This is a genomic window from Arthrobacter sp. GW460-12-1-14-TSB2, from assembly GCF_059423525.1.
The window spans coordinates 230,332-254,536 of the sequence record NZ_JBWKYC010000004.1; the positions used below are offsets into that span (position 1 = coordinate 230,332).

General features: G+C 65.8%; 25 protein-coding genes, 1 tRNA gene and 1 riboswitch. Of the genes, 14 read left to right on the plus strand and 12 right to left on the minus strand.

From position 1 onward, the window contains the following. Nucleotides 1–47 precede the first annotated feature (47 nt). Nucleotides 48–1,286 carry a DNA glycosylase AlkZ-like family protein gene (locus AC07YR_RS08375; RefSeq protein WP_494733686.1) on the plus strand — a complete coding sequence of 413 codons (1,239 nt, stop codon included), beginning with the start codon at nucleotides 48–50 and terminating at the stop codon, nucleotides 1,284–1,286. On the opposite strand, the gene tadA is transcribed toward AC07YR_RS08375, so the two are convergent. Then, nucleotides 1,283–1,789 (minus strand): tRNA adenosine(34) deaminase TadA, encoded by a 507-nt coding sequence (tadA, locus tag AC07YR_RS08380; protein ID WP_055800759.1) that lies wholly within the window; start codon nucleotides 1,787–1,789, stop codon nucleotides 1,283–1,285. The genes AC07YR_RS08375 and tadA overlap by 4 nt on opposite strands. 136 nt (nucleotides 1,790–1,925) lie before the next feature. Between tadA and AC07YR_RS08385 the strand changes: the two genes are divergently transcribed. The 5 genes from AC07YR_RS08385 (at nucleotide 1,926) to AC07YR_RS08405 (ending at nucleotide 4,996) form a co-directional block, all read left to right on the plus strand. Beyond that, a complete protein-coding gene (locus tag AC07YR_RS08385) occupies nucleotides 1,926–2,693 on the plus strand; it encodes a phosphatase PAP2 family protein (RefSeq protein ID WP_436059250.1) in 768 nt (255 codons plus the stop codon). A gap of 12 nt (nucleotides 2,694–2,705) precedes the next feature. Next, entirely contained in the window at nucleotides 2,706–3,341 is a 636-nt protein-coding gene (gene upp / locus AC07YR_RS08390; protein ID WP_055800753.1) for a uracil phosphoribosyltransferase, read from the plus strand. A 95-nt stretch (nucleotides 3,342–3,436) separates the two neighbouring features. Further along, nucleotides 3,437–3,814, plus strand: coding sequence for a glyoxalase superfamily protein (locus AC07YR_RS08395; protein WP_055800750.1), 378 nt, complete (start codon nucleotides 3,437–3,439; stop codon nucleotides 3,812–3,814). A gap of 43 nt (nucleotides 3,815–3,857) precedes the next feature. Next, entirely contained in the window at nucleotides 3,858–4,562 is a 705-nt protein-coding gene (locus AC07YR_RS08400) for an HAD-IA family hydrolase (protein WP_436056660.1), read from the plus strand. A gap of 65 nt (nucleotides 4,563–4,627) precedes the next feature. Continuing rightward, entirely contained in the window at nucleotides 4,628–4,996 is a 369-nt protein-coding gene (locus tag AC07YR_RS08405; protein WP_436056661.1) for a DUF7793 family protein, read from the plus strand. Here the strand turns inward: AC07YR_RS08405 and AC07YR_RS08410 are convergent. The 5 genes from AC07YR_RS08410 to AC07YR_RS08430 form a co-directional block, all read right to left on the minus strand. Next, complete coding sequence (locus AC07YR_RS08410; protein ID WP_494733687.1) at nucleotides 4,983–5,927, minus strand: dolichyl-phosphate beta-glucosyltransferase; 945 nt, start codon at nucleotides 5,925–5,927, stop codon at nucleotides 4,983–4,985. The genes AC07YR_RS08405 and AC07YR_RS08410 overlap by 14 nt on opposite strands. Nucleotides 5,928–6,075: 148 nt before the next feature. After that, on the minus strand, nucleotides 6,076–6,591 hold the full coding sequence (locus AC07YR_RS08415; protein WP_436056663.1) for a hypothetical protein: 516 nt from the start codon (nucleotides 6,589–6,591) through the stop codon (nucleotides 6,076–6,078). Between the two features lie 242 nt (nucleotides 6,592–6,833). Further along, complete coding sequence (locus tag AC07YR_RS08420) at nucleotides 6,834–7,613, minus strand: aggregation-promoting factor C-terminal-like domain-containing protein (RefSeq protein WP_436056664.1); 780 nt, start codon at nucleotides 7,611–7,613, stop codon at nucleotides 6,834–6,836. Then, nucleotides 7,613–7,787, minus strand: a riboswitch (cyclic di-AMP (ydaO/yuaA leader). (Overlaps the previous gene by 1 nt.) Before the next feature lie 147 nt (nucleotides 7,788–7,934). Beyond that, entirely contained in the window at nucleotides 7,935–9,467 is a 1,533-nt protein-coding gene (locus AC07YR_RS08425) for a HAMP domain-containing sensor histidine kinase (RefSeq protein WP_494733688.1), read from the minus strand. A 1-nt stretch (nucleotide 9,468) separates the two neighbouring features. After that, a complete protein-coding gene (locus AC07YR_RS08430) occupies nucleotides 9,469–10,209 on the minus strand; it encodes a response regulator transcription factor (RefSeq protein ID WP_028271072.1) in 741 nt (246 codons plus the stop codon). Nucleotides 10,210–10,458: 249 nt separating this feature from the next. Between AC07YR_RS08430 and AC07YR_RS08435 the strand changes: the two genes are divergently transcribed. The 6 genes from AC07YR_RS08435 (at nucleotide 10,459) to AC07YR_RS08460 (ending at nucleotide 15,497) form a co-directional block, all read left to right on the plus strand. Then, the gene (locus AC07YR_RS08435) at nucleotides 10,459–11,295 is read left to right on the plus strand and encodes a hypothetical protein (RefSeq protein WP_494733689.1); all 837 of its coding nucleotides are present in this window, start codon (nucleotides 10,459–10,461) and stop codon (nucleotides 11,293–11,295) included. A 530-nt stretch (nucleotides 11,296–11,825) separates the two neighbouring features. Beyond that, nucleotides 11,826–12,698, plus strand: coding sequence for a winged helix-turn-helix domain-containing protein (locus AC07YR_RS08440; protein WP_028271071.1), 873 nt, complete (start codon nucleotides 11,826–11,828; stop codon nucleotides 12,696–12,698). Nucleotides 12,699–12,904: 206 nt separating this feature from the next. Continuing rightward, nucleotides 12,905–13,108 carry a dodecin family protein gene (locus AC07YR_RS08445; RefSeq protein ID WP_028271070.1) on the plus strand — a complete coding sequence of 68 codons (204 nt, stop codon included), beginning with the start codon at nucleotides 12,905–12,907 and terminating at the stop codon, nucleotides 13,106–13,108. A 57-nt stretch (nucleotides 13,109–13,165) separates the two neighbouring features. Continuing rightward, the gene (locus AC07YR_RS08450) at nucleotides 13,166–13,693 is read left to right on the plus strand and encodes a SixA phosphatase family protein (protein WP_028271069.1); all 528 of its coding nucleotides are present in this window, start codon (nucleotides 13,166–13,168) and stop codon (nucleotides 13,691–13,693) included. Between the two features lie 97 nt (nucleotides 13,694–13,790). Next, a complete protein-coding gene (locus AC07YR_RS08455; protein ID WP_494733690.1) occupies nucleotides 13,791–14,432 on the plus strand; it encodes a hypothetical protein in 642 nt (213 codons plus the stop codon). A gap of 45 nt (nucleotides 14,433–14,477) precedes the next feature. Continuing rightward, complete coding sequence (locus AC07YR_RS08460; protein ID WP_494733691.1) at nucleotides 14,478–15,497, plus strand: EamA family transporter; 1,020 nt, start codon at nucleotides 14,478–14,480, stop codon at nucleotides 15,495–15,497. Here AC07YR_RS08460 and AC07YR_RS08465 read toward each other — a convergent pair. The 5 genes from AC07YR_RS08465 to AC07YR_RS08485 all read right to left on the minus strand — a co-directional run bounded on the left by AC07YR_RS08465 (nucleotide 15,380) and on the right by AC07YR_RS08485 (nucleotide 20,933). Beyond that, a complete protein-coding gene (locus AC07YR_RS08465; RefSeq protein ID WP_494733692.1) occupies nucleotides 15,380–16,003 on the minus strand; it encodes a hypothetical protein in 624 nt (207 codons plus the stop codon). The genes AC07YR_RS08460 and AC07YR_RS08465 overlap by 118 nt on opposite strands. Before the next feature lie 24 nt (nucleotides 16,004–16,027). Continuing rightward, nucleotides 16,028–16,645, minus strand: a complete 618-nt coding sequence (locus AC07YR_RS08470) for a TetR/AcrR family transcriptional regulator (protein WP_055800713.1) — start codon at nucleotides 16,643–16,645, stop codon at nucleotides 16,028–16,030. Continuing rightward, a complete protein-coding gene (locus AC07YR_RS08475) occupies nucleotides 16,642–18,678 on the minus strand; it encodes a YhgE/Pip family protein (RefSeq protein WP_494733693.1) in 2,037 nt (678 codons plus the stop codon). Before AC07YR_RS08475 ends, AC07YR_RS08470 begins: the two co-directional genes overlap by 4 nt. After that, nucleotides 18,675–19,343 carry an ABC transporter ATP-binding protein gene (locus AC07YR_RS08480; protein WP_436056671.1) on the minus strand — a complete coding sequence of 223 codons (669 nt, stop codon included), beginning with the start codon at nucleotides 19,341–19,343 and terminating at the stop codon, nucleotides 18,675–18,677. Before AC07YR_RS08480 ends, AC07YR_RS08475 begins: the two co-directional genes overlap by 4 nt. Nucleotides 19,344–19,430: 87 nt before the next feature. Next, nucleotides 19,431–20,933, minus strand: coding sequence for a dihydrolipoyl dehydrogenase family protein (locus AC07YR_RS08485; protein ID WP_494733694.1), 1,503 nt, complete (start codon nucleotides 20,931–20,933; stop codon nucleotides 19,431–19,433). A 171-nt stretch (nucleotides 20,934–21,104) separates the two neighbouring features. On the opposite strand from AC07YR_RS08485, the gene AC07YR_RS08490 reads away from it, so the two are divergent. Further along, complete coding sequence (locus AC07YR_RS08490) at nucleotides 21,105–21,833, plus strand: FadR/GntR family transcriptional regulator (RefSeq protein ID WP_055800704.1); 729 nt, start codon at nucleotides 21,105–21,107, stop codon at nucleotides 21,831–21,833. A gap of 130 nt (nucleotides 21,834–21,963) precedes the next feature. On the opposite strand, the gene AC07YR_RS08495 is transcribed toward AC07YR_RS08490, so the two are convergent. Next, nucleotides 21,964–22,037: transfer RNA gene (locus tag AC07YR_RS08495), tRNA-Arg, on the minus strand. Between the two features lie 278 nt (nucleotides 22,038–22,315). Here AC07YR_RS08495 and AC07YR_RS08500 point away from each other — a divergent pair. Beyond that, on the plus strand, nucleotides 22,316–24,151 hold the full coding sequence (locus AC07YR_RS08500; RefSeq protein WP_494733695.1) for a phosphoenolpyruvate carboxykinase (GTP): 1,836 nt from the start codon (nucleotides 22,316–22,318) through the stop codon (nucleotides 24,149–24,151). Nucleotides 24,152–24,205 lie beyond the last annotated feature (54 nt).

Consider the following 24,205-nt stretch of genomic DNA (forward strand, 5'->3'; position numbering starts at 1 on the left):
GTCCCGCCTCATTCCGTTGACGCGCCGGCTGATGGACAATGGCCGCTATGACCAGCGAGCCGCTCACCGTCGAGACTCCGCCTGCAGGGACTCTCACCGCCGAACGCCTCCGTGCCTGGGCTTGGCACCGTCAAGGACTCGACGGTAGCCTCGCCGGCCAGAGCTCTGCCGAGGTGCTGTCCAGCGCCGGCTGGGCACGTTCCCTGGGCGGCGCCAACCCCTACCTCACGCTGTTCGCCCGCGCCGGAATCCGGCGCGAACAGGTTGATGCCGACGTCCTTGCGCTGCGGATCTCCGAACTCCCCAGCGCACGCGGGTGCACTTACATCCTGGGCGCGGAGGACTTCGCGTGGGCGTTGATGCTGGGCAAGGATTCCGCCGAAGTCTTCAAAGTGCTTGGCAGGCTGGGGGTGGACCGCGGTGAACTCACGCTGCTTGAGGAGCAGGTGCTGCATGCCCTGGCCGAGGCTGGCCGCCCGCTGGATCCGAAACAGCTCAAGGACGAGCTGGGTGATTCCGTCCGGAGCCTGGGCGAGGAAGGGAAGAGGCAGGGCGTATCCACCACCCTCCCCACCGCCCTTGGCCTGCTGCAGCGCGACGGCCGGATCCGCCGCGTCTCCGCCAACGGTCGTCTCGACCAGCAGCGCTACGCCTACACGCTGTGGGACCTGCCGCCGAGCCCGTTGGGCATCGATGCCGCCCGCACAGAGCTGATCCGCAAGTACTTGGGCTGGACCGGCGGCTCCACGCTCAGGCAGTCGCAGTGGTTCTCCGGGTTCACGGTCGCCCAGAGCAAAGCAGCGCTGGCCGCCGTCGGGGCAGTCGAGCTGCCCACCGTCCACCCTGCGGCCAAAGGCGAAGCGCTGTGGATGCTGCCCGAGGACGTCGAGCGCCTCGCCGCTTTCGAATTGCCGGCCGAGGAACAGATCCAGCTCCTTGCCGGGACGGACTCGCTCGTGATGCAGCGGCGGAACGCCGCGGACTTGTTCGGAGACCGGGACGGGGACGCGGAGCTGCTCGGCGCAACTCTGGCGCAGCAGGCCGACCTGCCGGACCACCCGATCCTGGACCGCGGCCGGATCATTGGGCTCTGGCAGTACGATCCCGAGGGGCAGCGGATAGCCCACTGGCTGTTCGCCGGCCCCACGCCCGGGGTGCTGCAACGGATCGATGAGGTGGAGTCCTGGATTCGTGCGGACCTGGGTGATTTCCGTGCCTTCAGCCTCGACTCGCCGGCGTCGCGGCAGGAGCGGATTGACGCCCTGGACGCGGCAAATGCCGGCTAGCTGACCTGCCGGTGTCCGGCGAAGAAATCCCGGAGCAGGGTGGCGCACTCCTGCTCGCGGACTCCGGCGTAGACCTCCACCCAGTGGTTGAGGCGGCGTTCGCGAAGGATGTCGAACACGGATCCCGCAGCCCCCGCCTTCTCGTCCCATGCCCCGAACACCACCCGTGGAATCCGGGCAAGGACGATGGCGCCGGCGCACATCGCGCAGGGCTCCAGGGTCACCACGAGCGTGCAGTCCGCGAGCCGCCAGCCGTCGCCTCGGCCGCCGTTTGCCTGTCCCAGCGCCTGGAGCCGGGCGGCCGCCTCGCGGATAGCCACCATCTCGGCGTGCGCGGTGGGATCACCGTGCGCTTCCCGTTCGTTCCTCCCTGTACCCAGGACTCCGCCGTCGGGCCCGATGACGACGGCGCCGATGGGCACGTCTTCGGTGCCCAGCGCCCGCCGTGCCTCGGCGAGGGCAAGGCCCATCCATTGGGCATGGCGCGGCTCCGGGGAAGTCATGGCTCAATGATAGTTTCGAAGGTACGGCAGGCGCAGACGACGGATGAGCTCGGGAGACGTAGTGAAAACCTTGACTGACCGCATTACCGACCGGTGGGGGCGGTGGGTTGTGCCGTACGCCGCCCTCTGGATCACCATGCTGATTGGCGGCGTGATCGTGGTGGCGCTGGCAGTGATGGGCGCCGAAGTCTACGACAACGTGGTGGATGAGGCCGGCCTGGCCAACCTGGACAAGCCTGCGCTGGCGCTGTCTGAGGACCTCCGGACCCCCTGGCTCAATTCCGCCGTCACTGCCTTCACCAATGTCGGCGGCGGGATCGGCATGCCGATCGTCGGCAGCATCCTGACGGCCTGGCTGACGTGGGCCGGGCGCACCTGGCGGCCCCTCATCCTGGTGGGCGGCGCCGCGGCTGTTTCGGTCTCCGCAACCACCTTTGGCAAGAAGCTCTTTGGCCGCACCCGGCCGGATCATGCAGACGCTGTTCCGCCCTATGAATCCTCGCCTTCGTTCCCCAGCGGGCACACACTCAACACCACCGTGGTGATCGGACTGGTGGTCTATCTGGCCTGCCTGCAGATCCAGCGGACCGTTGCGCGGGTGTCCATCATCACGGCTGGTTCGATCTTCATCATTGCCATGGGCCTGAGCCGGGTATTCCTCGGCCATCACTGGCTGACCGATGTCATCGCCGGGTGGCTCCTGGGCCTCGCCTGGGTGGGAATCGTGATCCTGGCCCACAGACTCTTCCATGTGATGCGGCACCGCGAGCATGCCGGGCCCGCCCCGACGTTCGACCACCCGGTGCTCCGGGAGGAACTTGGCGCCCGCCATGGCGCCCACAGGGGCGAGGGCCACCCGGAGGAGCCCCACGGATCACGGGGCCGGGACACCACCTCCGGGTGATAGTTTTGACCCATGCGCACACTCGTCGTGGACCACCCGCTGGTCGCTCACAAGCTCACCGTTCTGCGGGACAAGAACACCCCTTCTCCGGTCTTCCGGCAGCTCACCGAGGAACTCGTCACCCTTCTCGCCTATGAGGCAACCCGGGACGTCCGCACCGAGCCCGTCACGATCGAAACGCCCGTCAGCACCACCATCGGCACCGCGTTCACCAAGCCCACGCCCCTCGTGGTCCCTATCCTCCGCGCAGGCCTCGGCATGCTCGAGGGCATGACCAAGCTTGTGCCCACGGCCGAGGTCGGTTTCCTGGGCATGGCCCGTGACGAGGAAACCCTGGACATCATCACGTATGCGGAGCGCCTGCCGGAGAACCTGACGGACCGGCAGATCTTTGTCCTGGACCCCATGCTCGCCACTGGCGGCACGCTGCGCGAAGCCATCAAGTTCCTCTTCAAGCGCGGTGCCTCGGACGTGACCTGCATCTGCCTCCTGGCAGCGCCGGAGGGCCTTGCCAAGCTGGAAGAAGAACTCGCGGACGCGAACGTGACCATCGTCCTGGCATCCATTGACGAGAAACTCAACGAGAAGTCCTACATCGTGCCCGGACTCGGGGACGCCGGCGACCGCCTCTACGGCATCGCCGGCTAACGAGGCAGCGGGCCGGGTCTACGGTGAAGGGGAGCCGGGGCAGCGAGGCGCTTGCCCCCTTCCGGTTTTCGGCGGCCGCCGCTAGCCTGTGGCCCATGGACTGGAAACTTGAACTGGTGTTTGTCCCTGTGTCCGACGTGGACCGTGCCAAGGATTTTTACGTCAATAAGGTGGGCTTCAACGCCGACTACGACGAACGGCCCATGGAGGGCATCCGTTTCGTCCAACTGACTCCGCCGGGCTCCGGCTGCTCGATCGCCATCGGCGAAGGCTTGAACGATGCCCCGCCCGGCACCGCTCCAAGCCTGCAGTTGGTGGTCAGCGACATCCAGGCAGCGCACAAGCAGCTCAAGGACAACGGCGTTGACGTCAGCGACATCGACATTCAGGCTTGGGGTCATTTCGTGCATTTCGCTGACCCGGACGGCAACAAATGGGCCGTCCAATACATCCCCCACCGCCCGAACGGATAAGTCACAGAATCCGGCTTCGCCCCGGGTGGGGCAGGATGGAAGCATGAGCTTCCGCCCAAAAGCCGCCGTACCGCGCATCGCCGCATCGCCTGTCGCCACGATCTCCGCCAAGGCCGTGCTGTTCGACATGGACGGCACCCTGGTCGACTCCACAGCCGTCGTGGAGCAGGTATGGGGCGAGTTTGCGGCCCGTTACGGCCTGGACATCGCCGAGATCCTCCACACCTCCCATGGCGTCCAGGCAGGGGACACCGTTCGGCGGTTTGCACCTGTCGGCGCCGATGTTGTGGCCCTGACCGCGGAGCTCGGCGCCATGGAACGGGTTCGGACCGAGGGCATCGTTGCGCTGCCCGGAGCCGCCGACCTGCTGCGCAGCCTCCCGGCAGATGCCGTGGCGCTGGTGACTTCCGCCGACCGGATCCTTGCCGACATCCGGATGGGCGCCGCGGGACTGGCCATGCCGGCCACCGCAGTCACGGCCGACCTCGTCACCCGGGGCAAGCCGCACCCGGAAGGCTACCTCCGGGCCGCCGAACTGCTCGGTGTGGACCCGGCCGACGCGCTTGTCTTTGAGGATGCCCCCGCGGGCATTGCGGCCGGACTGGCCGCCGGAATCCGGACCGTGGCCATCGGTCCCAATACCGGCCCCCTGCCGGACGGTGTTCTGCACCTTGCGGACTACTCCGGCGTGTCCGTGACCACGGACATGGACGATTCCGGTGCCAGGAGGATTTCCTTCCGGTTCTGACCCCAAACCGGTTTTCGGTCCATTAGTCTCGGGAGGGACGTCTGAAACTATCTTGGGGGGATAGGATGACCGAGATCCCGATTGCCGGCGACAGAGGCATTGTTCAGCTGCGCACCGGCGTTTTGCATGTGCAATGGATTCCAGGCCTGGCTATTTGCGAGGAAGCTGCCTTGGCTGTCATGGCAGCCGTCAATGACCTGAGCCGCGGGCGTTCGTTTCCGATGCTGGTGGATATGGCTGCGACGGCGTCCATGAGCCGGGGGGCCCGGCGCGTCTTTGCCCGCCCCAGCACCGTAGCGAGGGTGGCGCTCCTCGGATCGTCCCCGGTGGACCGGGCCATGGCCAATTTCTTCCTCAGCATCAACGCTCCTGCCGCACCAACGCGCTATTTCACCTGCCCCACGGCAGCCATGGCGTGGCTCAGGGAAGCGTAGCCGCCGTAGCGACGGGGGCGTAAACCTGGGCGAGTTCGGAACGAAGCTCCCGCACCGGAATGCGGTCCGCCGCCAAGTCCCGGATAAGGCGGCCCATCCCGCGGAGGTCTGCGAGGGCCGTGTGCAGCAGGTCCACGCCCGCGTCGGCACCGCATGTCCAGTCAACCGGAACCTCGTGCACGCGGAGTCCGCATTTTTCCGCCACGATCAGCAGCTCGGTGTCGAAAAACCACTCGTTGTCCGCCGTGTGCGGAAGGATGCGGCGGGCAACATCTGCGCGAATTGCCTTGAATCCGCACTGCGCATCGCTGAAATGTGCACCCATCAGCGCGTGCAGCAGAAGGTTGTAGCCGCGTGAAATGAAACCACGCCAAGGGCTGCGGACCACATGGGAAGCGCGCGCCAGCCGGGTTCCGATGGCCAGATCGGCGTGCCCGGAAATGAGTGGCGCCCCCAAAGGGGCGAGCGCTGCCAGATCGGTGGAAAGATCCACGTCCATGTAGGCCAGCACGGGTGAGGGCGAAGCCAGCCAAACGGTGCGAAGGGCGTTGCCACGCCCTTTTGCGGCAAGCCGCACCACGCTGACTTCGCGGAGTTCACGCGCGATGCGCTCAGCCACCTTAAGAGTGCTGTCGGTGCTGGCGTTGTCGGCCACGGTAATCCGGAACGGGTGCGGGAAGGTGCCGAGCAGATAGTTGTGCAGTCGCCGCAGGGACCGCTCCAGGTCCCGTTCCTCGTTGTAGACCGGGAGGACAACATCAAGGACGGGGATGGCGGTTCCTGAATCCCCCGCGGTCCTGGTGTCGATCGGGGCACGGCGGGTGTTCCCCGTTGCGGGCGGCGAAACGCTGCCGGGCGGGACGTCGACGGCGGCCCGCGGCTGCGATGGCAGTTGGAGCAGTGTTCCCGCGGACTGGTCTGTGAGCGTCATGGTTCCACTATGGGACCGGCGCATATGAAGGATTTAGGCCAAAGCTGTGCAGCTGCTGTGGGATTTGCCGGGTGCGGAAGCGTGCAAGGAAACGGCGGCGGTGCGCCCACCGCCATTGGTGGACGCACCGCCGCCGCGGTTGGGTTCGTTAGGGGGCCAGTACGGCGCAGACGTCGATGACCGTGCCAGGTCCCGAGTACCTCCGGATTTCCGTTTGGAAGTCCCCGGTGACGGCGAAGTTGAAGTTGCCCGATACGAGCACCACACCGGAAACGTCCTCGCCAGCCTGGTCCGTATCGGCGAATGAAAGGAGGTTCCGGCCGGTCGACTTGAATTCGACGCTGTCGGGATCCGTGGCGGTGGGCACGAATTGGATGTGGGACGCGCCCGTGATGACATAACTAACCGTCTCACCGGCATCGTTAGTCAGGGTCACGTTGAGGTTCGGGGCTACGGAAATGACTCTGTCCCCCGGGATAACGATGTCCTTGACCCGCCCGGTCACGGTGGCTTCGATGTCGAAGCCACCTGCGGCTTGGCCGCAGTGAAAGATGTACTCAGTTTGAAGCGGTGGATGCGGCGGGCCGGAAGGCGCAGCCGCGGCCGGAGCGGCGGCTGCGAAAATTGAGGCCAGGACGGCCGTCGGAACTAACCATTTTTTCATTGTTGTGCTCCCTGCATCTTGACGACGGCCCTGGGGCCGGCAGCCGCTTGGAAGACGATTGAAAGCGGCGGCGACCCAGAGTCACTCCACAACCTTGTGAAAACCTTGTGGCTCCAGGAATGAGGGTAGGGACACGGGCGAACCAGCGGGAGAAATGTGCTGTCAGACAGCCGGAGGCCCCGAACCACGTGGATTCGGGGCCTCCGGCTCATGCAGACCAAGCCTGGCGAAGATGCGCCGGCTTAGTACCAGTTGTTGGCGTAGTGGAAGTTCAGGGCGCCGCAGGGGGAGCCGTACCGTTCCTTGACGTAGTTCAGGCCCCAATTGATCTGGGTGCGGAAGTTGGTCAGGTAGTCGGACCCGGCGCTGGCCATCTTCTCGGCCGGCAGGGACTGGACAATGCCGTAGGCGCCACTGCTGGCATTCGTGGCAGTGGTCTTCCAATCCGATTCCTTGGTCCACAGCGTGGTCAGGCACTGCATCTGGTCAGCCGCCCAGCCGTAAGTACCGAGCTGCGATGCGGCATACGCCTGGGCAGCTGCGGGATCGTCGACGGCTACAGGCGGTGCCGGGGCAGGAGCCGGTGCGGGGGCCGCAGCCGGTGCAGGTGCAGGCGCGGGTGCCGGTGCTTCCGGTGCGGACTTCTCCTCGGATGCCGGTTGCGCGTCGGACGACTGCGCTGTCAGGCTGACAGAGGCCGGGGCGGGCATGGCGGAGACCAGGATCTTTTCGAACGCGAGCTTCGACTCGGCGTTTGCGGTAGCGGCGCTGGCTTCGCCCGTTGCAGATGTTGCCGGGGCTGCAGGTTCTGAGGCCTGGCCGGCGGCGCCGACGCCGATCAGGACGGCGCAGGCCGTGGCTACTACTGCGGCCCGCCGGCCTGAGCCCTGCAATCCGGCAGCAATCCGGGACATTGGCGACGCGGTGGTGGCTGGTTCGGCGCGGTGGCGTGAGCGTTCGGCAGGCGCCTTGGACTCGTCGGAAGCGCGCTCCGGACGTACTTCTAGCGTGGATTTAGTCATGGTTGCCTCTCGATGCCGGCGGAGTTAGCTGTCGGGTTCGGATGAGGTCATCCGGCCGCACGGAACTTCACGTGTCGGCTTCACCCCGAGGGCGGCTATGCAAAATGCCCGGAGACCTGGGTCCCCCGCCTCTGCCTAATCATGAGGAAATCCGGGTAGCGGCAGAGTTTGGCGTCCATCCGGATATGCGGCTATAACGGTTGCCGCACTCTAAAAACGCTACAGGAGTCTCGCGCTTAAGTCACATTTAGGTAACGAGGGTCACGACGACGGCGCGTTGACTTGCGCCGGAACGGCTGGCTTGCCAGTGATGCGCCGGAGCTAAGCTGCCGGTGGTTCGCACGGTAGGCGGAGGGCGAACTCGGTGCGTCCCGGGCGGGAATTCACTTCGACGGTTCCGCCGTGCGCTTCCACAATGGACTGCACAATCGAAAGGCCCAGGCCGCTGGTCCCTTCGGACGCAGAGGCGCCGGTGGCTTCCGCGCCCGAAGCGGAGCGGGCCGGACTCGTGCGGGCGGCGTCCGCCCGGGCAAAGCGGGCAAAGACCCGGCCGACGAACTCCGGCGGAATCCCTGCACCGTTGTCGGTTACGGTCACCACGGCACTGCCGTCGGCCGACCGCATCACGCCGGTGACCACGGTGGTTCCGGGGTCCGTATGCTTGCGGGCATTGGAAAGCAGGTTAGCCAGCACCTGGTGCAGCTGCTTGGCGTCGCCGCGGACCACAACGGGCTCGTCGGGCAATTCGAGCTGCCAGATACGGTCCGGCGCCATGACCTTCTCGTCGCTGACGGTTTCCACCACCAGCTGGGTCAGGTCCACGTCGCTGATCTTGAGCGGCTGGCCTTCATCCAACCGGGCCAGCAGCAGGAGATCCTCCACCAGGGTGGTCATCCGTTCCGACTGGCTCTGTACCCTGGCGAGGGATTTCTTGCCGTCCGGCGTAAAGTGCTCGGTCATCCGCATCAGTTCTGTGTAGCCGCGGATGGCGGTGAGCGGCGTGCGCAGCTCGTGCGAGGCGTCGGCAACGAACTGGCGCACCTTCGTTTCGCTCTGCTGCCGGGCCTCGAGTGCCTGGGACACGTTGTCCAGCATGAGGTTGAGTGCGTAGCCCACGCTGCCCACTTCAGTTCCAGGATGCGCGTTCGACGACGGCACCCGGACTGCGAGGGCCACCTCACCGGCGTCGAGAGGCAGTTGGGAAACCTGCGTCGCAACTTCGGACAGCTGCTCGAGGGGTTTCATGGTGCGGCGGATCAGCACAGTTCCGGCAAGGCCGATCAGGGCGAGCCCGCCCATCGACACGATCACCATGGTCCACACCAAGGAGCTGAGGGTGTTCTGTTTTTCATCGAGGGGGAGTCCGGTGATGATCACGTCCCCGTATGGAGCCTCCACTGCCACCAGCCGGTAGGAGCCGGTGGACAGCGTCCGGTCAACCGGCGTTGCGTCGTGTTGGAGCGCCAGGAGGATCTGGTCATCCTCGGGGGACAGGGAAGACGGCGTGGCATCGCTCGCGAGGAACCCGGCGCTGCTGACAGTGCCATTGTCGATGCGGGCGATCAAGGTCCCCACACCTTGGCCCCTGCCCTCCAGCGGATCAGGCCTGCCGGCGGGGTTGCCGAGCCGTGGCCGTCCGGCCTCGTTCGAGAGCCTTGAGGCCTGGCTCAGGCGATCATCGAGCTGCTTGGTCAGGAAGGAATCCATGGACGCGTAACTGAACAGGCCAATTGCGCCGCAGATGGCCACGAGCAATGCCATGGCCACCAGAACCAGCCGCGTGCGGAGGTGCCAGGTGGAAGGATCGAGCAAGCGGCGGCGGTCCTTGCGGATCTTGCCGGAAAGCGTGGGCACCTCAATCCGCCGGTTTAATGACGTAGCCTGCGCCGCGCACCGTGTGGATCATGGGCGGGTGCGTGGCATCCACCTTCTTGCGCAGGTAGGAAATGTAGAGCTCCACGATGTTGGCCTGGCCGCCGAAGTCGTAGTCCCACACGCGGTCAAGGATCTGGGCCTTGCTGACCACGCGCTTGGGGTTTTCCATGAGGTAACGGAGGAGTTCAAACTGGGTTGCCGTCAACTGCAGCTCTTCGCCGGCGCGGGTCACTTCACGTGTGTCGATGTTGAGGACGAGGTCGCCCACTACAAGTTCGGCGGTGTCCATGGCTGCCACTCCGGAGCGCTGGACCAGCCGGTGCAGGCGAAGGAGCACCTCCTCCATGCTGAAGGGCTTGGTGACGTAATCATCGCCGCCGGCCGCCAGCCCGAGGATGCGGTCCTGTACAGCGTCCTTCGCCGTCAGGAAGAGCGCAGGCACCTCCGGCGCGAAGGCGCGGATCCTGGTGAGCAGCTCAACGCCGTCGAACCCCGGGAGCATCACGTCCAGCACCAGGACATCCGGCCGGAACTCCTTGGCCAGTTTCACGGCCTCGGGACCGTCTCCTGCGACAGCCACGGACCAGCCTGCCATCCGCAGGCCCATGCTCATGAGCTCGGAGAGGCTGGGTTCGTCGTCAACCACCAGGGCGCGGATGGGGGAGCCGTCCGGGTGGGTGAGCTGGGGAAGGTTGTTAGTCATGGAGTGCGAAGTGGCCATGGGACAACTCTCCGATCTGCGGTTTAGCCGACGCTATGGGGATCCTGTGGGCCAGCTGTGAATCCCAGCCTAGCGAGCTGGACGCGCGGAGGGGCCCTTCGTCTGCCAACCGGCGCGGATCCGCTGCCTTCCCGCGGCCGGAACGGGCGCATCAAAGGTCACAGCTTGACCCCTTGTCCCGCACAGGCTCCGCACAGGAACCCTCCGGAGTCTGGAGTGGACCAAGCCCCCCTGCCCCAGGAGTACGCCATGAACAACGACCACACCACCCCGGTACCGGAGAGCGAAGCTGACCAGGTGCCGGAGGGCAAGGCGCCGGAGGGCAGGACTCCGGCGGCCAGCTCTGTCAGTAGGCCTGCGGGTGGCGGGCAGAAGGCCGGGTGGGGAACACCGTCGTCGGCAGCTGGCTCCGCTTTCCCGCCCGCAGCAGGATGGGGCTCGCCCCGACAGCACGGCGGCTGGGATGCCCCGGCTGGACGTTCGAAGCCATGGACCATGAAGCGGGGAGTGATGGTGGCCGGAGCTGCGGCTGTCCTTGCGGGCGGAGCCGGCGTAGGAATCTATGCCCTGACGACCAGTTCCGCGGCGGCCGACGGCACCGACGGCACGGCCGATGCAGGCGCGTTGCAGGAAACGTTGCCAGGCTCCCGCGGCGGCGCGCAGGGTGGTTTTGCCGACGGCGGGATGCCGCCCCAGGGCGGCCCCGGAAATTTCGCCCCGGAAGGCCTGGGTGGAATGGGCAGCGGAGTATCCGCCGCCGTTCACTCCGAGTACGTCATCCTCCAGGACGGTGCCTACGTCACTAAAGTTGAACAGCAGGGGACGGTCACTGAGGTCAGTTCCGGCGCCGTGACCGTCAAGAGCACCGACGGGTTCAGCCGCACCTATTCACTGGATTCGGACGTGGCGGTGAGCAATCAGCAACAAAGGCGTCAACAGGCTGGCGGGACGTCCGCCAGCACACTGACTGTGGCCGATATCGTGTCCGGAGCCATGGTAAGGATCGTTGCCGCAAAGGATGGTGACAGCTTCCCTGCGGAGTCCGTCCAGCTCGTGGCCGCGACGCTCACCGGGCAGTCAAACTGAGCTGGCGTGCTGCGGGGGCAGGAATTTTTCTGCGCGGCCCGGCCAAGGGCTGGACATGTGCCACAAGGCAGCGTTGGCATTTCAGCAATACGGTACGGGCTGAATTTTCGCACCGAAAGGCTTCGTTTTGAAGAAGAAAATTCGGATTTTCGTGAATTCTGATCGATCGTTCTGAAAAACACCTGTTATTTTATTGGCATTTCAGAATCGTGATTTGGGCCACATTGTGTGATTTTGTCTCACGATGCGGACGATTCCGTCCATTGTTACTTGCAAGTTTTCATTGTTACGTTGCACACTTCAATTGTGAACAAGAACTCAACAGCACCTGCAGCCGCAGAATCCTGGACCAGCCCACCCGCTGGCGAAGACATGCGCTGTTGTCGAATGCACGCCTAACTTTCCCACCCCGAGAAGTTTTTAGGCATTCGCCCCAAGCCCAGCGTCGGGCGCCCCTCCCCAGATCTCATTGCGGGGAAAGCCAGCATTCGAGCCGCGATGACGGCCATTCACATTGAGGTAAGCATTCCATGTCAGTTGCATCTGGATACGTCCACATCTCCGTCCGAAACGCCAACAAAGGCGGCCAGCCTTCCGGCCTCCGCCAGGGATTCGGGGCCCGTCCTGCGTTCGCCCCGGCAGCGCCCGGCAACAGCTTCCCGGCCCCCGGCTATGCGCCGCAGGGCTACAACCCGAACTCGTACGGCCAGCTCCGCGCTGTTCCCGCCGCCGAGTCCGCTCCGCAGACGGCGCCCACCCCCGTGATCGCCCCGGCCAACGGCAGCGCCGTCCGCCCCGTCGCCAATGAAAATGTTGCCCGTGGATTTGTGCTCTACATGGGAATCGATGAGGAAACCGCTGCAGCTGCCGGCACCTCAATTGCCAAGCTTGCCCAGGAAATCCGCGCCTACGCCCAGTCCCTCGTCTCCGGTGCGGAGAGCTACGCCGCGGTGGCGGTGGCCCCGGCCAGCGCCCCGGGATCCGCGCTCGACGTCGTACGGTCCACCTTTGGTGACCCCACCGTCAACTCCCGACAGCGCACCGAAACTACCCGGCTGCCGCAGCCGCAGGATCCCCGTCCGTCCGGTGTCCTCATCGACCTGGCCCGCCGCGAGGTCCACCTCGACGGAGAATCCCTGAACCTCACGTTCAAGGAGTTCGAGCTCCTGAACTACCTCGTGGAAAACGGCACCCGCACCGTGGGCCGCGACGAACTCCTCGAGGGCCTGTGGCGCAACGCCGAAGAGGTTCCCAACGAGCGGACCATCGACGTCCACATCCGCCGCCTCCGCTCCAAGCTTGGCCGCCTTGCCAACACCGTGCGCACCGTCCGCGGCCAGGGCTACCGGTTCTACGAGCACCCTGAAGTTGTGGTCTGGGCCGCTCCGGAATACTCCATCTAGTCTTCAACGACGCGCGAAAGCGGCATTCTGCCGTGCCTTAGACACCTCCTTCGTTCCTCAGTCGGCGATGCGGCACTACGCAGAATGCCGCTTTCGCGCGTTCTGACCTTGGCGTATGTGCCTCCGCGGCTTAGTTCCTACGGCCCTGTTGGCTTGGAGTGGGGCGGCGTAGGCTCTGATCGTCTATCCGACCATCAGGAGGAACTATGTCTGTAGCACGCATCACCACTCTGAGCGCAAATTCCAAAACGTCGTTTGATGCCGCCATCAAAGAGGGCATAGAACGCGCCAACAAGACACTTCGGGGTGTCACGGGAGCATGGGTCAAGGAACAGAAAGTCGAAATCGCTGACGGCGCCGTCGTCGCCTGGCACGTCGTGCTGGAAGTGACCTTCGTCCTGGACGACTAAACCCTGTGGAGGGCGGCCGTGCCCTGCGGGGCAGGGCCGCCGCACTAGGATTGATGCATGAGCGAGCATCACATCAGGCGTTTGATCCTCATGCGGCACTCCAAGGCAGACTGGCCGGGAGGCGTGCCGGACCACGAACGTCCGCTGGAAGAGCGCGGACACCGTGAGGCTCCCCTGGCCGGCAAGTGGCTGCGCAAGCATGGAGTGATCCCCGATTTCATCCTCTGCTCCAGCGCGCTCCGGACCAGGCAGACGTGCACATGGGTGTGCGCTGAACTGGGGGACCAAGCCCCGACGCCGAAACTTGAGGACGGCCTCTACGGAGCCTCCGCTTTGCGCATGCTGAAGGTCATCAACCATGTCCCGGACACCGTGACCACACTGATGGTGATATCCCACATGCCCGGGGTGCAGGACCTTGCCATGCACCTGGCGTCACGCGATTCCAACCACGATGCCTATATGGACGCCGCCACCCGGTTTCCCACCAGCGGCCTGACCGTGCTGGAAACGGAAAAGACCTGGGCTGAGCTGGACGGCCAGGATGCCCGGCTTACTCGCTTCAAGGTGCCCCGGGCGCACTAAGCAACCGCTGCTCACTGCCAGGGTGTTCATGGTCAGCGCGGGGTTTGTGATGTTTACTGGAGATATTCGTCAGTGCCCCGGTTAAGAGGAGAACATCGTGGACTCAGGACAGCTTGTGGGGATCATTATCGGTGTTGTGGTGGTGGTTGCGATCATTGCCGCGGTGCTGTTCTTCAACCGGAAGCGCAAGGTTGAGGCGGACCGAAACCGGGCCGCCGAGATGCGTGAAAAGGCCAAGGCCGACGAGCTTGGAGCGCGGGAACGCGAGGCCAAAGCAGCACGTGCCGAGGCCGATGCCAAGCAGGCCGAAGTCGAGGCAGAGCGCCTGCGCCGCGACGCTCGCGAGAAGCAAGCAGAAGCCGAACGAGTGCGGGCCTCGTCGCAGGAGCAGCTCCGTAAAGCCGACGAGGTTGATCCGGACGTAGTCACCGCCGAGCAGCGCGATGCCGACCGGCCCGATGCCGACCGGCACGACACGGACCGGCACGACACGGACCGGCACGTTGAGACCATTCCTGCCGAGCCGCAGACGCGTGCCGAAGCCGGAACCCGCGGGCGCGGGGACGCCGTTCCAGGGCCAGCCGTACCGGGCACAACTGAACCGGGCACACCTCGCCAGCACGACGCTGCTGACCGCGATGCTGCTGACCGCGACGCCGACAGCGATGCGGCGCGGCGCGACGCCGTGCCTGACCGCCCCCAGGACGGGGCTCCTGGAGAGCGGCCCCGGAACCTTTGAGCCCGCATCCGGTGACGCGGATTTCCTGAACCGGCAGCCCGCAGCGTGAACCTTCGACATTCCGCCCTGGCTGTCCTCGTGGCAGTCCTGTGGGGCGCCAATTTCGTTGCCATCGACCTTGGCCTGCACGCCGAGGGCATGGAAGTGCCGCCCCTGCTCTTTGTAGCCATGCGCTTCGTCCTGGTTGTCTTTCCGTGGATCTTCTTCATCCGCAGGCCCGCTGTCAGTTGGCGGGCCATCCTCGGCGTCGGCCTCTTCATGAGCGCCGGACAATTCGGACTCCTCTACCTGGCCATGGCGCTGGGCATGCCCGCAGGGCTCGCCTCGCTGGTACTCCAGGCGCAGGTGCTGCTTACCGTTCTGCTGGCTGCCGGAATTCTGGGCGAACGTCCCAGTGGCAGGCAGTTCGCCGGCGTCGTCCTCGGGGTGGCCGGCCTCGCGGTGGTGGCAGTAGGCCGCAGCATGGTGGCACCGGTCCTTCCCATGCTCATCGTGCTGGCGGCTGCGCTGTCCTGGGCTGCGGGCAACATCATCGCCCGGCAGGCCAGGGCCTCCTCCGGCCTGGGGCTCGTTGTGTGGTCCGGCGCGGTGGTTCCGCTGCCCCTGATCGGACTGTCACTGCTCATCGACGGCCCGGCCGCCGTGGGCGGGACCCTGGCCGGCCTGCAATTGGTTACCATCCTGAGCGCTATCTACACGGCTGTCCTGGGGTCGCTGGTGGGCTACGGAATATGGAACTGGCTCCTGGGCATGTATCCGTCGTCCGCGGTGGTTCCCTTCACCCTGCTTGTCCCGGTGGTGGGAATGACGACGGCGTGGCTGATCCTGGGCGAGGTCCCCTCACCGGCCGAGGTAGCCGGCGGACTTCTGCTGCTGGCCGGGGTTGCCATCGCCGTACTCCGGCCGGGCCGGAACGGGGCCACTCCGGGCCAGCGACGATGGCACGCTCAACGCCGTGATGTAGCTTTTGCCGGGGACTTGGGCGACTTGGCCGCCGCCGACGAGGGCCGCTTGGCCGCCGGAGCGCGGACGGCACCTGACCTGGACACGGGAACGCGACCGTAAGTGGTGCCCGCGGCCGGACGGGGTGCCTGCCTGACCGCCGGCCGCCGGGCGGCAGTTGCGGGCTTGCGGCGTCCGGGCTGCATGCGTCTGGACTGATCGCGGCCGGACCTAAGCCGTTTGCCGGCCGGCCACACAGCGCCGGCGAAGAGCACCAGGAGCGTTCCCACGCCGGAAACTGCGGCGAGGTAGAAGTAGATGTCGGAGTCCTGGGTGGTGGCAGCCGCTCCCAGGGAGTCCGGCGCCGCCGTAAACGCCAGGCCCCACATGCGCAGGAATGCGATGGCGAAGCCGATGAACAGGCTGGTGCCAACGCCTCCCACCAAGAGGGCCAGATTGCGTCCTCGGGCCACCACCTGGATGACGGAGGCGAGGTATCCCACAGCGAGGGCTCCGAGGAACGTGAACAGCACGGCCTCTTCCAGCGTGATCGCGGTAAGCACCAGAAGGACCGCGGCGGCGAACGCCGCAACGATGGCTACCCTTCCACTGTTACCCATGTGGCGCATGTGACTAATCTTCCCCGACGCGGGCTATTTCCGGACGTAGCCACGCATGATTGCCATAATGGCCGCAACACTTTGTTCGCGGGTGCGTTCGGGGTTGTAGGTCTGGCGGTCCAGGCCCACCACGAAGCAGGCGCCGAAGATGGCAGTCTCCAGGCTGCCCCTGGAGATGGATTCATCAACGGGGTACTGCGCGGCTACGCCCTCGATCGCGGCGCCGATCACTGCGAGGAGGCGGCCGCGGAGCTCGGCAAAGGTGTCCTGCCATTCACTGGGAGTCCGCCAGTTCTCACTGACCCATAGCCGGGCGAAGGACGGGTACTCGGCCATGAAGTCCATCGCCTGGCCGATCATCCCGTCCATGGCCGCCAGCGGGTCGGCGGAGGAGCCCTGCACGCTTAGCAGCCGGGCATGCAGGATGTCCACGCCGTGGCGCAGCAGCTGCGCGATCAGATCGGACTTGCTGCCGAAGTTGTAGTACACGGTCCCCTTGGAGACGCCGGCTGCCGCCGCGATCTCGTCCACGGTGACCCCGGCCGCGCCGCGCTCGCCGATCAGCTCCATGGAGGCATCGAAGAGCTTCTGCTTGGTGGCATTTGTACGGGCGGGCCGGAGCTTCTTTTCGCCGGCTTCCTGCGTGCTCATACGGCGATCTCCGGTTTCAGGGACTTCAGGGTCCAGAACTTGTGCTTGTGGACGGCCAGCGTTGACAGCGCGGCCCCCAGCACAGTGTAGCCAAACAGGCCCGCCACGGTAGGCAGGATCATGGACAGGTCCGCGCCATAGATCAGGTGCCGCATCCCGGTCACCACATAGCCCATGGGGAGGATCTCGTGCACCACGTGCAGGGGCGGGGGAGTGGTCTGCCAGGGGAATGTGCCGCCGGATGACACCAGCTGGAGCACCAGCAGGATCAGCACCACCAGCTTCCCCGGGGACCCAAGCAGCGCGACGACGCCCTGGATGATGGCACTGAACGCCATCGCGGCCGCCAGCATGAACAGCCACATCAGCACCGGGTGGGCGGGGTTGAGGCCCAGCGCCAGGTCCACCACCAGGGTGAGCAGGCTCGCCTGGACGACCGAGACGGCCAGGAACGGCAGCCAGCCGCCCAAGGCGATCTTCCATGACGGCGCGTTGGACGCCAGCGCCCGCTGCGTGATGGGCCGCATGGCCTGGATCAGCATAAAGATGCCGATCCAGAGGGCCAGGGTGAGGAAGAACGGCGCCAGCCCGGCCCCGTAGGACCCGGCTTTCGCCTGCGAGATGTTGCTGACGGCCACGGGATCGGCCATCACCTTGGAGAGGCTGCTCTTCTGCGCGTCATCGGGGTTGGGCACCTGGCCGGCACCCTTGGCGAGTTCCGATGCCAGGGTACCTGCCCCGCTGGCGGCCGTGGCGGCGCCGTCCTCAAGCTGCGCCGCACCGCCGTCGAGCGCGCCCGCACCTTCGGCGAGCTTCCCGGTGCCGTCGACGGCACTTTGCTCGCCGGCCGCCAAGGCGGAGGTCCCGGCATGGAGCTGGTCCGCGCCGGCGGACGCCTGGGCGATGGCGCCGGTCAAGGCGGGCGTGGCCGCTGCCAGCTTGGCGGCACCGTTGCTCACGGCGGCGGAGCCGTCCGCGAGCTGCTGGATCTGCGCGGCGTCGGACTGGATCTTTGCCTTGGCGCCAGCCACTGGTCCGGAGGCTGCCGCGGCGTCGAAGTCCGCCAGGATGCTGTCCGCCTGCGCCTGGGTGATGATTCCGGCGGCCAGCAGCCTGCCGTTCGACTCCACCACGCGGTTCCTCAGCCCCTGGTCAGCGGCGTTCAATTGCCCGACGACGTCCTGGACTTTGGTGTTCAACGTGGCGTTTCCGGCCGCGACCTGCGCGGCGCCGTCGGCCAGCTTTTGCGAGTCCGCAGGGAGGGAGGCTGTCTTGTCCTTCAGCTGCCCGAGTCCGTCGCTTAGCTGGGCCGCGCCGGCATCCAGCTGGTTGGCACCGTCGCGCAGCTTGACCTGTCCGGCATAGAGCTCGCCGACGCCGGCGCTCAACTGCGTGGTGCCGTCATGCAGGGTGACCGTGCCGTCGTGGAGCTTGGTCACGCCGTCGGAAAGCTGGCCGGCGCCGTCGGCGGCTTTGACCATCTGGGTGTGAATGGTGCCGAAGCCTGTGAGCAGCTGGTTGGCGGTTTCCTCGCCCACTTCCCTGGCCACGCTCGAGTGGACCGCTGTGGTCAGCTTGTCCACGATGGTGCTTAGGAGGTAGTTGTTGGCGTCGTTGGTGGTCACGTTCAGCATGGCCTGGTTGGCGGCGTCAAAGCTGCCAGGGGAGACGAGGCTGGCGGAGAAATCCTTCGGAATCTTGAGGGCGAAGGCGTACTTGCCGCTGCTGACGCCTTGATCTGCCTGCTCGGCGGAGTCCACGGACTGCCAGTTGAACACGTGCCCTTCCACCAGGCTGTCCGCCACGGTCCGGCCTGCCTGCAGCTGCGTTCCGTCGCTGGAGGTGGCGCCGGTGTCTTCCACCACCAGGGCCGCATCGATTTGGTCCAGGTTGCTGTAGGGATCCCAGTTGGCATACAGATACACCGCGCCGTAAAGGAGCGGAACCATGGTCAGCGCAAGGATGGTCAGCTTGGGCAGCAGCCCTCCGGTCATGCGCTTGAGTTCGGAGCGGGCTAACCGCAGCACAGTCACTTGGCATCCTCTGTTTCGTTTTCGGGACTGGGGTCTGTGTCCGGCACGGCGTTGCCGATCACCGCGGCGGGGCCCGTCCAGGTCTCCGGGAGGGCAGCCACGGTGGCGACGACGGCGAGCGGCCGGCCGCCGTTGTACGCCAGCTCCTGGAGCCGCGGCAGCCAGTCCGCGGGATCCGCGCTGTGGCGATCAGGGGAGTCCACCACCAGAAGGTCCGTGTGCGGGTTGGCGAGCGCGAGGGCGGTGAGCAGTTCGATGCGCTTGGCCGGGGCCAGCTGTTCCGTCCAGAGGCCGGCGATGTCCTCGAACCGGTTGACCTTGAGCCACGGCTTGCTGAGGAGTGCGCCGCGATAGCGCCGCGGGATCAGTGCAAGGTCTTCCGTGACGAGATCCCGCACGCTCAGGTGCTGTTCCGGCTCGTTGACACCCGGGGCGTCCACGAGCGAGCTGGCCGCCCGGAGGTGCTTCGTCTTCGCCCGGCCGTCCCACAGGAGCACGCCGGAAGACAGTTTCATCCGCCCGCTCAGGGTGAGTGCCAGCGCGGTCCGCTGGTCCTGTCTGGTGCCGGAGACCAGAAGCAGCTCGCCCCGCCGTGCCTGGAGTGACGTAGGAGGGAGCAGATCGTCCCGCCGGCCATTCACGTGAAGCTGTCGAACCGAGAGCATGGAAGCCTTTCGCAGTGTTTGTCTGCTATAAGGCTAACTAAACTGACCAGTCAGTTCAAATAGATTGGCCGAGTTGTGACCAACCAGTCAGAGTCCGTACTCCTCGAGCAGGCGCAGCCACACTTCGCTGACCGTGGGATAGGACGGCACGGCGTGCCACAGCCGGTCCAGCGGCACCTCGCCCACCACCGCGATGGTGGCGGCATGCAGGAGTTCAGCCACGTCCGGGCCTGCGAAGGTGGCGCCGAGGAGCACCTTCCTGTCCTCGTCCACCACCAGCTGGGCCCAGCCTTCGTAGTGTTCCGAATGCAGCGACGACCCCGCGACGCTGATGGGGAGCTCCACTGAGGAGACACTGTAGCCGTCCGTTTGTGCCTGCTTCACGGACCGGCCCACGCTGGCCAGCTCAGGGTCTGTGAACACGACATTGGGCACGGCATGCTCGTTGGCTGTCTGCGCGAAGCGGCTCCACGGCTCCGGCGTCCCCTTCAGCTCGCCTTTGGCCCGCGCAGCGATGGCATCCCCCGTGGCCCGCGCCGAGTATTTGCCCTGGTGCGTCAGCATGACCCGGCCGGCCGCGTCCCCAACGGCGTAGAGCCAGCGGCTGTCGCCGTCGTCCGTACCAGTGCCGCCGCCGGCGTCGCCAACGGCGTCGGCGCCCTCGATGATCCCCTCGACCAGGCCCGTGGTGTCCGTGCGGAGCGGCGGCACTTTGCCGTCCGTGGAACCAAGCCCCACCGTTTCCAGCCCCAACCCGTCCAGCGCCGGGTGTCGGCCGGTGGCAACGAGGAGGCGTTCAGCCGTGATGCTGTCGCCGTCGGCCAAGTCAACGGTGAAATAGCCGCCCCCGCTTCTGGTGACGCGCTCCGTGCCGGTGTTGAGGCGGACGTCCACGCCGTCGGCCCGCAGGCCGGCCAGCACCAGGTCTGCGGCATCTTTCGGATACATGCTGAGCAGGCCGCCGCGTGCCACCAGCGTCACCGCCGAGCCCAGCCGGGCGAATGCCTGCGCCAGCTCGGTCCCGGCCACCCCGCCGCCGAGGACCGCCAGGCTGCGCGGAACGCTCCGGGCGGAAGTGGCCTCGCGGGTGGTCCAATACCCAAGCCCCGCCAGGCCGTCCACTGGCGGTGCAGTGGGGGCCGATCCGGTGGAAAGCACGACGGCGTGCCTCGCCGAGAGCTGGTAGCTGACACCGTCGCGCCCGGCTACTTCGACGGCTCGCGGGCCGGTGAGACGCCCGCGGCCCCGGATCAGTTCGATCCCCGTATCTTCCAGCCATTTGACTTGGCCATCATCCTGCCAGTTCGACGTGAAATAGTCCCGGCGCTTGAGGACGGCGGAGGCGTCCAGGGTGCGGGTGACGGCCTCCTCGGCACCGGGGACGGTCTGTGCGCCATGGAGGGCCGTCCCCGGGCGCAGGAGTGCCTTGGACGGCATGCAGGCCCAGTAGGAGCATTCGCCGCCCACCAGCTCCGCCTCGATAATGACCGCGGTCAGTCCGCCCTGGACCACGCGGTCCGCGACGTTTTCCCCCACGGCTCCGGCGCCGATCACAATGACATCGAATTCTCGTTCAACTCTGGCCGTCATGGCACCAGACTACGCCCGGCGGCGGTACCGATCCGCGGGATGAAGCGCAGGGGATGGGCGCTGGGAACCGGGTCCCTGTTTGGCGGGGGAACTTAACAGAAGGTGGGACATCCAATATTGTTTGCTGTGACCCACTCAGCACAGTGGTTCGGACACTCGGTTAGGGGAACCATGACAACATCAGGCGTCGCTTCGAAGGCGCGGTTCAGCGCCCAGGCCCGGCTCCGCGCTCTGCAGGCGGACATCATGGACCTCATCCTGGAGCGCGAGCTTGAGGCGGGTGACCCGCTTCCCACCGAAAACGAATTAGCCCTCGCGCTGGGTGTAGGCCGCAATACCCTTCGTGAATCCCTCAAGGTCCTGCAGGCGCTCGGCGTTGTGGAAATCCGCCACGGATTCGGCATGTTCGTGGCGCCCAGCAACTTTGATGCCCTGGCGGACGGCATGACATTCCGCGGCAGGCTGTCGCTGCGCCACAAGGGTGATGAGGCGCTGGAGCTGGTGGATGTCCGGCAGGCGCTGGAATCAGGCCTGATCGGCAGTGCGATGGACAAGATGACCGCCGGCCAGCTCGCAGCCGTTGAGGAATCCGTGACCCGGATGGAGGAACTTGCCGCCGCCGGTGAGCCGTTCGTGGAAGCGGACGCGGAGTTTCACCGGCGTTTGTTCGAGCCACTTAACAACGCGCTCCTGATCAGCCTGCTCGCCGTTTTCTGGAAGGTGTACCGGCAGATCCATCTTGAGGTCGGTACCGGTGCCGAGAACCTCAGCGAGTCGGCGGCAGTGCACCGTCGCATCTACGAGGCCGTGGCAGGCGGGGACAAGGCCCTGGCTGCTGAACGGCTAAACCATCATTTCGACGGCATCCGCCACCGCATCTACGAGGTCATAGAGAAGTAGGCGGCCCGCGGGCGTACCAGTAGGCCTCCGGGTGCAACCCTCAGGGGCGGGCGTACCGGCCCGCGGGCTGAAACAAACGGCAATAAAAAAGATCCGCACCGGCGAACCGGTGCGGATCTTTCTTCATCTGTGCGCCCAAAGGGATTCGAACCCCTGACCTTCTGTTCCGTAGACAGACGCTCTATCCAGCTGAGCTATGGGCGCATTCTCGGCTCCGGGAGTTTTTCGTTCACCCCCGAACCTCGAATTACTTTACGCGAGTTGCCGCCGAGTTCCAAATCGAACCGCCTGTAATATGGGTAACTAGACCGGTCTATGTGACCTTACTCACAAAAAGTGCCGATTTGTCGTATCCAGTTCCTTGATTTTCCGCGGTTTTTGGTTTTTAGGCCCCGGGACATCCCACGTCTGACCCAAAAATTGCAGTGGTCTAGAGCCCTAGCATTTAGGACACACCACTGAACCCGAGGAAGGGAACCGCAATGGGCGATCTCGCACGACTGCCGCTGCTTGAGAAAGCACCCACAACACATGCTGGCCTGCTGGCATGGGTCGAAGAGGTTGCAGAACTAACCCAGCCGGACCGGATCCACTGGGTTGACGGTACGGAAGAGGAATACACCCGCCTCACGGACGAACTCGTCGACGCCGGAACGCTGACCAGGCTGAACCCGGAGCTGTTCCCGAACTCCTTCGCTGCATTTTCCGATCCCGCAGACGTAGCTCGCGTTGAAGAGCAGACCTTCATCTGCTCCGAGAACGAGCGCGATGCGGGCTTCACCAACAACTGGATGGCACCGGCCGAAATGAAGCAGAAGCTTCGCGGCCTGTTTGCCGGCTCCATGCGCGGCCGCACCATGTACGTCATTCCGTTCGTCATGGGCCACCTCGACGCAGAAGATCCCAAGTTCGGCGTGGAGATCACCGACAGCGCCTACGTTGTCGCCTCCATGCGCATCATGGCCAACATCGGCACTGAGGTGCTGGACAAGATCACTGCGACGAACGCGTTCTTCGTTCCCGCCCTGCACTCCCTGGGCGCCCCGCTGGCCCCCGGCCAGGCCGACGTCGCGTGGCCCTGCAACCCGGACAAGTGGATCGTGCACTTCCCTGAAGAGCGGTCCATCTGGTCCTTCGGCTCCGGCTACGGCGGAAACGCCCTCCTGGGCAAGAAGTGCTACGCCCTGCGCATTGCCTCGGTGATGGCCCGCGACGAGGGCTGGCTCGCGGAGCACATGCTCATCCTCAAGCTCACCTCGCCGGAGAAGAAGTCGTACTACATGTCCGCGGCCTTCCCCTCGGCCTGCGGCAAGACCAACCTCGCCCTGCTCGATCCGACGATCGAGGGCTGGGAAGTCGAAACCCTCGGCGACGACATCACCTGGATGCGGATCGGCAAGGAGGGCGAGCTGCGCGCCACCAACCCGGAGGCCGGCCTGTTCGGCGTAGCCCCGGGCACCGGCTGGGGCACCAACCCCAACGCCATGCGCGCCATCGCCAAGGGCCACAGCATCTTCACCAATGTCGCCCTGACGGACGACGGCGGTGTCTGGTGGGAGGGTATGACCGACGACGTTCCGGCGCACCTGACCGACTGGGAGGGCAACTCCTGGACTCCGGATTCGGACAAGCCGGCCGCCCACCCGAACTCCCGCTTCTGCACGCCGATCTCACAGATCGACATGCTGGCCGAGGAGTACTACAGCCCCGAAGGTGTTGAGCTCTCCGCCATCCTCTTCGGCGGCCGCCGCAAGACCACGGTGCCCCTGGTGACCCAGGCCCGCAGCTGGACCAACGGCATCTTCATGGGCTCCACGCTCTCCTCGGAGACCACGGCTGCCGCAGCCGGACAGGTCGGCGTGCTCCGCCGCGACCCGATGGCCATGCTGCCGTTCATCGGCTACGACGCCGGCGACTACCTGAAGCACTGGATCAGTGTCTCCGGCAAGGCCAACCCGGAGCGCCTGCCGCACATCTTCCTGGTCAACTGGTTCCGCCGCACCGCCGACGGCGATTTCGCCTGGCCCGGTTTCGGCGACAACGCCCGTGTCCTCAAGTGGGCCATCGAGCGCCTCGAAGGCAAGGCTGACGCCATTGAGACCCCGATCGGCTTCGTGCCGGCGGGCCACGCGCTGGATCTCACCGGCCTGGACCTGACCCACGCCCACGTGGAAGACGCTGTCCGCGTCGACCGCGAGGAGTGGGACGCCGAGCTGGCCTCCATCGAAGAGTGGTACGCGAAGTTCGGTGACTCCCTGCCCGAGGCCCTGCGCTCCGAGCTGGAAGCCCTGAAGGAACGCATGGCGGACCACAGCTAGTCAGCTGGGGACAAACAGACACAACGACGGCGGGGCCGCACCTTTTCCGAAAGG

Coding starts and splice junctions, on each gene's coding strand:
- AC07YR_RS08375 (WP_494733686.1), top strand. CDS start 48: ATGACCAGCGAGCCGCTCACCGTCGAGACTCCGCCTGCAGGGACTCTC.
- tadA (WP_055800759.1), bottom strand. CDS start 1,789: ATGACTTCCCCGGAGCCGCGCCATGCCCAATGGATGGGCCTTGCCCTC.
- AC07YR_RS08385 (WP_436059250.1), top strand. CDS start 1,926: ATGCTGATTGGCGGCGTGATCGTGGTGGCGCTGGCAGTGATGGGCGCC.
- upp (WP_055800753.1), top strand. CDS start 2,706: ATGCGCACACTCGTCGTGGACCACCCGCTGGTCGCTCACAAGCTCACC.
- AC07YR_RS08395 (WP_055800750.1), top strand. CDS start 3,437: ATGGACTGGAAACTTGAACTGGTGTTTGTCCCTGTGTCCGACGTGGAC.
- AC07YR_RS08400 (WP_436056660.1), top strand. CDS start 3,858: ATGAGCTTCCGCCCAAAAGCCGCCGTACCGCGCATCGCCGCATCGCCT.
- AC07YR_RS08405 (WP_436056661.1), top strand. CDS start 4,628: ATGACCGAGATCCCGATTGCCGGCGACAGAGGCATTGTTCAGCTGCGC.
- AC07YR_RS08410 (WP_494733687.1), bottom strand. CDS start 5,927: ATGACGCTCACAGACCAGTCCGCGGGAACACTGCTCCAACTGCCATCG.
- AC07YR_RS08415 (WP_436056663.1), bottom strand. CDS start 6,591: ATGAAAAAATGGTTAGTTCCGACGGCCGTCCTGGCCTCAATTTTCGCA.
- AC07YR_RS08420 (WP_436056664.1), bottom strand. CDS start 7,613: ATGACTAAATCCACGCTAGAAGTACGTCCGGAGCGCGCTTCCGACGAG.
- AC07YR_RS08430 (WP_028271072.1), bottom strand. CDS start 10,209: ATGGCCACTTCGCACTCCATGACTAACAACCTTCCCCAGCTCACCCAC.
- AC07YR_RS08435 (WP_494733689.1), top strand. CDS start 10,459: ATGAACAACGACCACACCACCCCGGTACCGGAGAGCGAAGCTGACCAG.
- AC07YR_RS08440 (WP_028271071.1), top strand. CDS start 11,826: ATGTCAGTTGCATCTGGATACGTCCACATCTCCGTCCGAAACGCCAAC.
- AC07YR_RS08445 (WP_028271070.1), top strand. CDS start 12,905: ATGTCTGTAGCACGCATCACCACTCTGAGCGCAAATTCCAAAACGTCG.
- AC07YR_RS08450 (WP_028271069.1), top strand. CDS start 13,166: ATGAGCGAGCATCACATCAGGCGTTTGATCCTCATGCGGCACTCCAAG.
- AC07YR_RS08465 (WP_494733692.1), bottom strand. CDS start 16,003: ATGCGCCACATGGGTAACAGTGGAAGGGTAGCCATCGTTGCGGCGTTC.
- AC07YR_RS08470 (WP_055800713.1), bottom strand. CDS start 16,645: ATGAGCACGCAGGAAGCCGGCGAAAAGAAGCTCCGGCCCGCCCGTACA.
- AC07YR_RS08480 (WP_436056671.1), bottom strand. CDS start 19,343: ATGCTCTCGGTTCGACAGCTTCACGTGAATGGCCGGCGGGACGATCTG.
- AC07YR_RS08485 (WP_494733694.1), bottom strand. CDS start 20,933: ATGACGGCCAGAGTTGAACGAGAATTCGATGTCATTGTGATCGGCGCC.
- AC07YR_RS08490 (WP_055800704.1), top strand. CDS start 21,105: ATGACAACATCAGGCGTCGCTTCGAAGGCGCGGTTCAGCGCCCAGGCC.
- AC07YR_RS08500 (WP_494733695.1), top strand. CDS start 22,316: ATGGGCGATCTCGCACGACTGCCGCTGCTTGAGAAAGCACCCACAACA.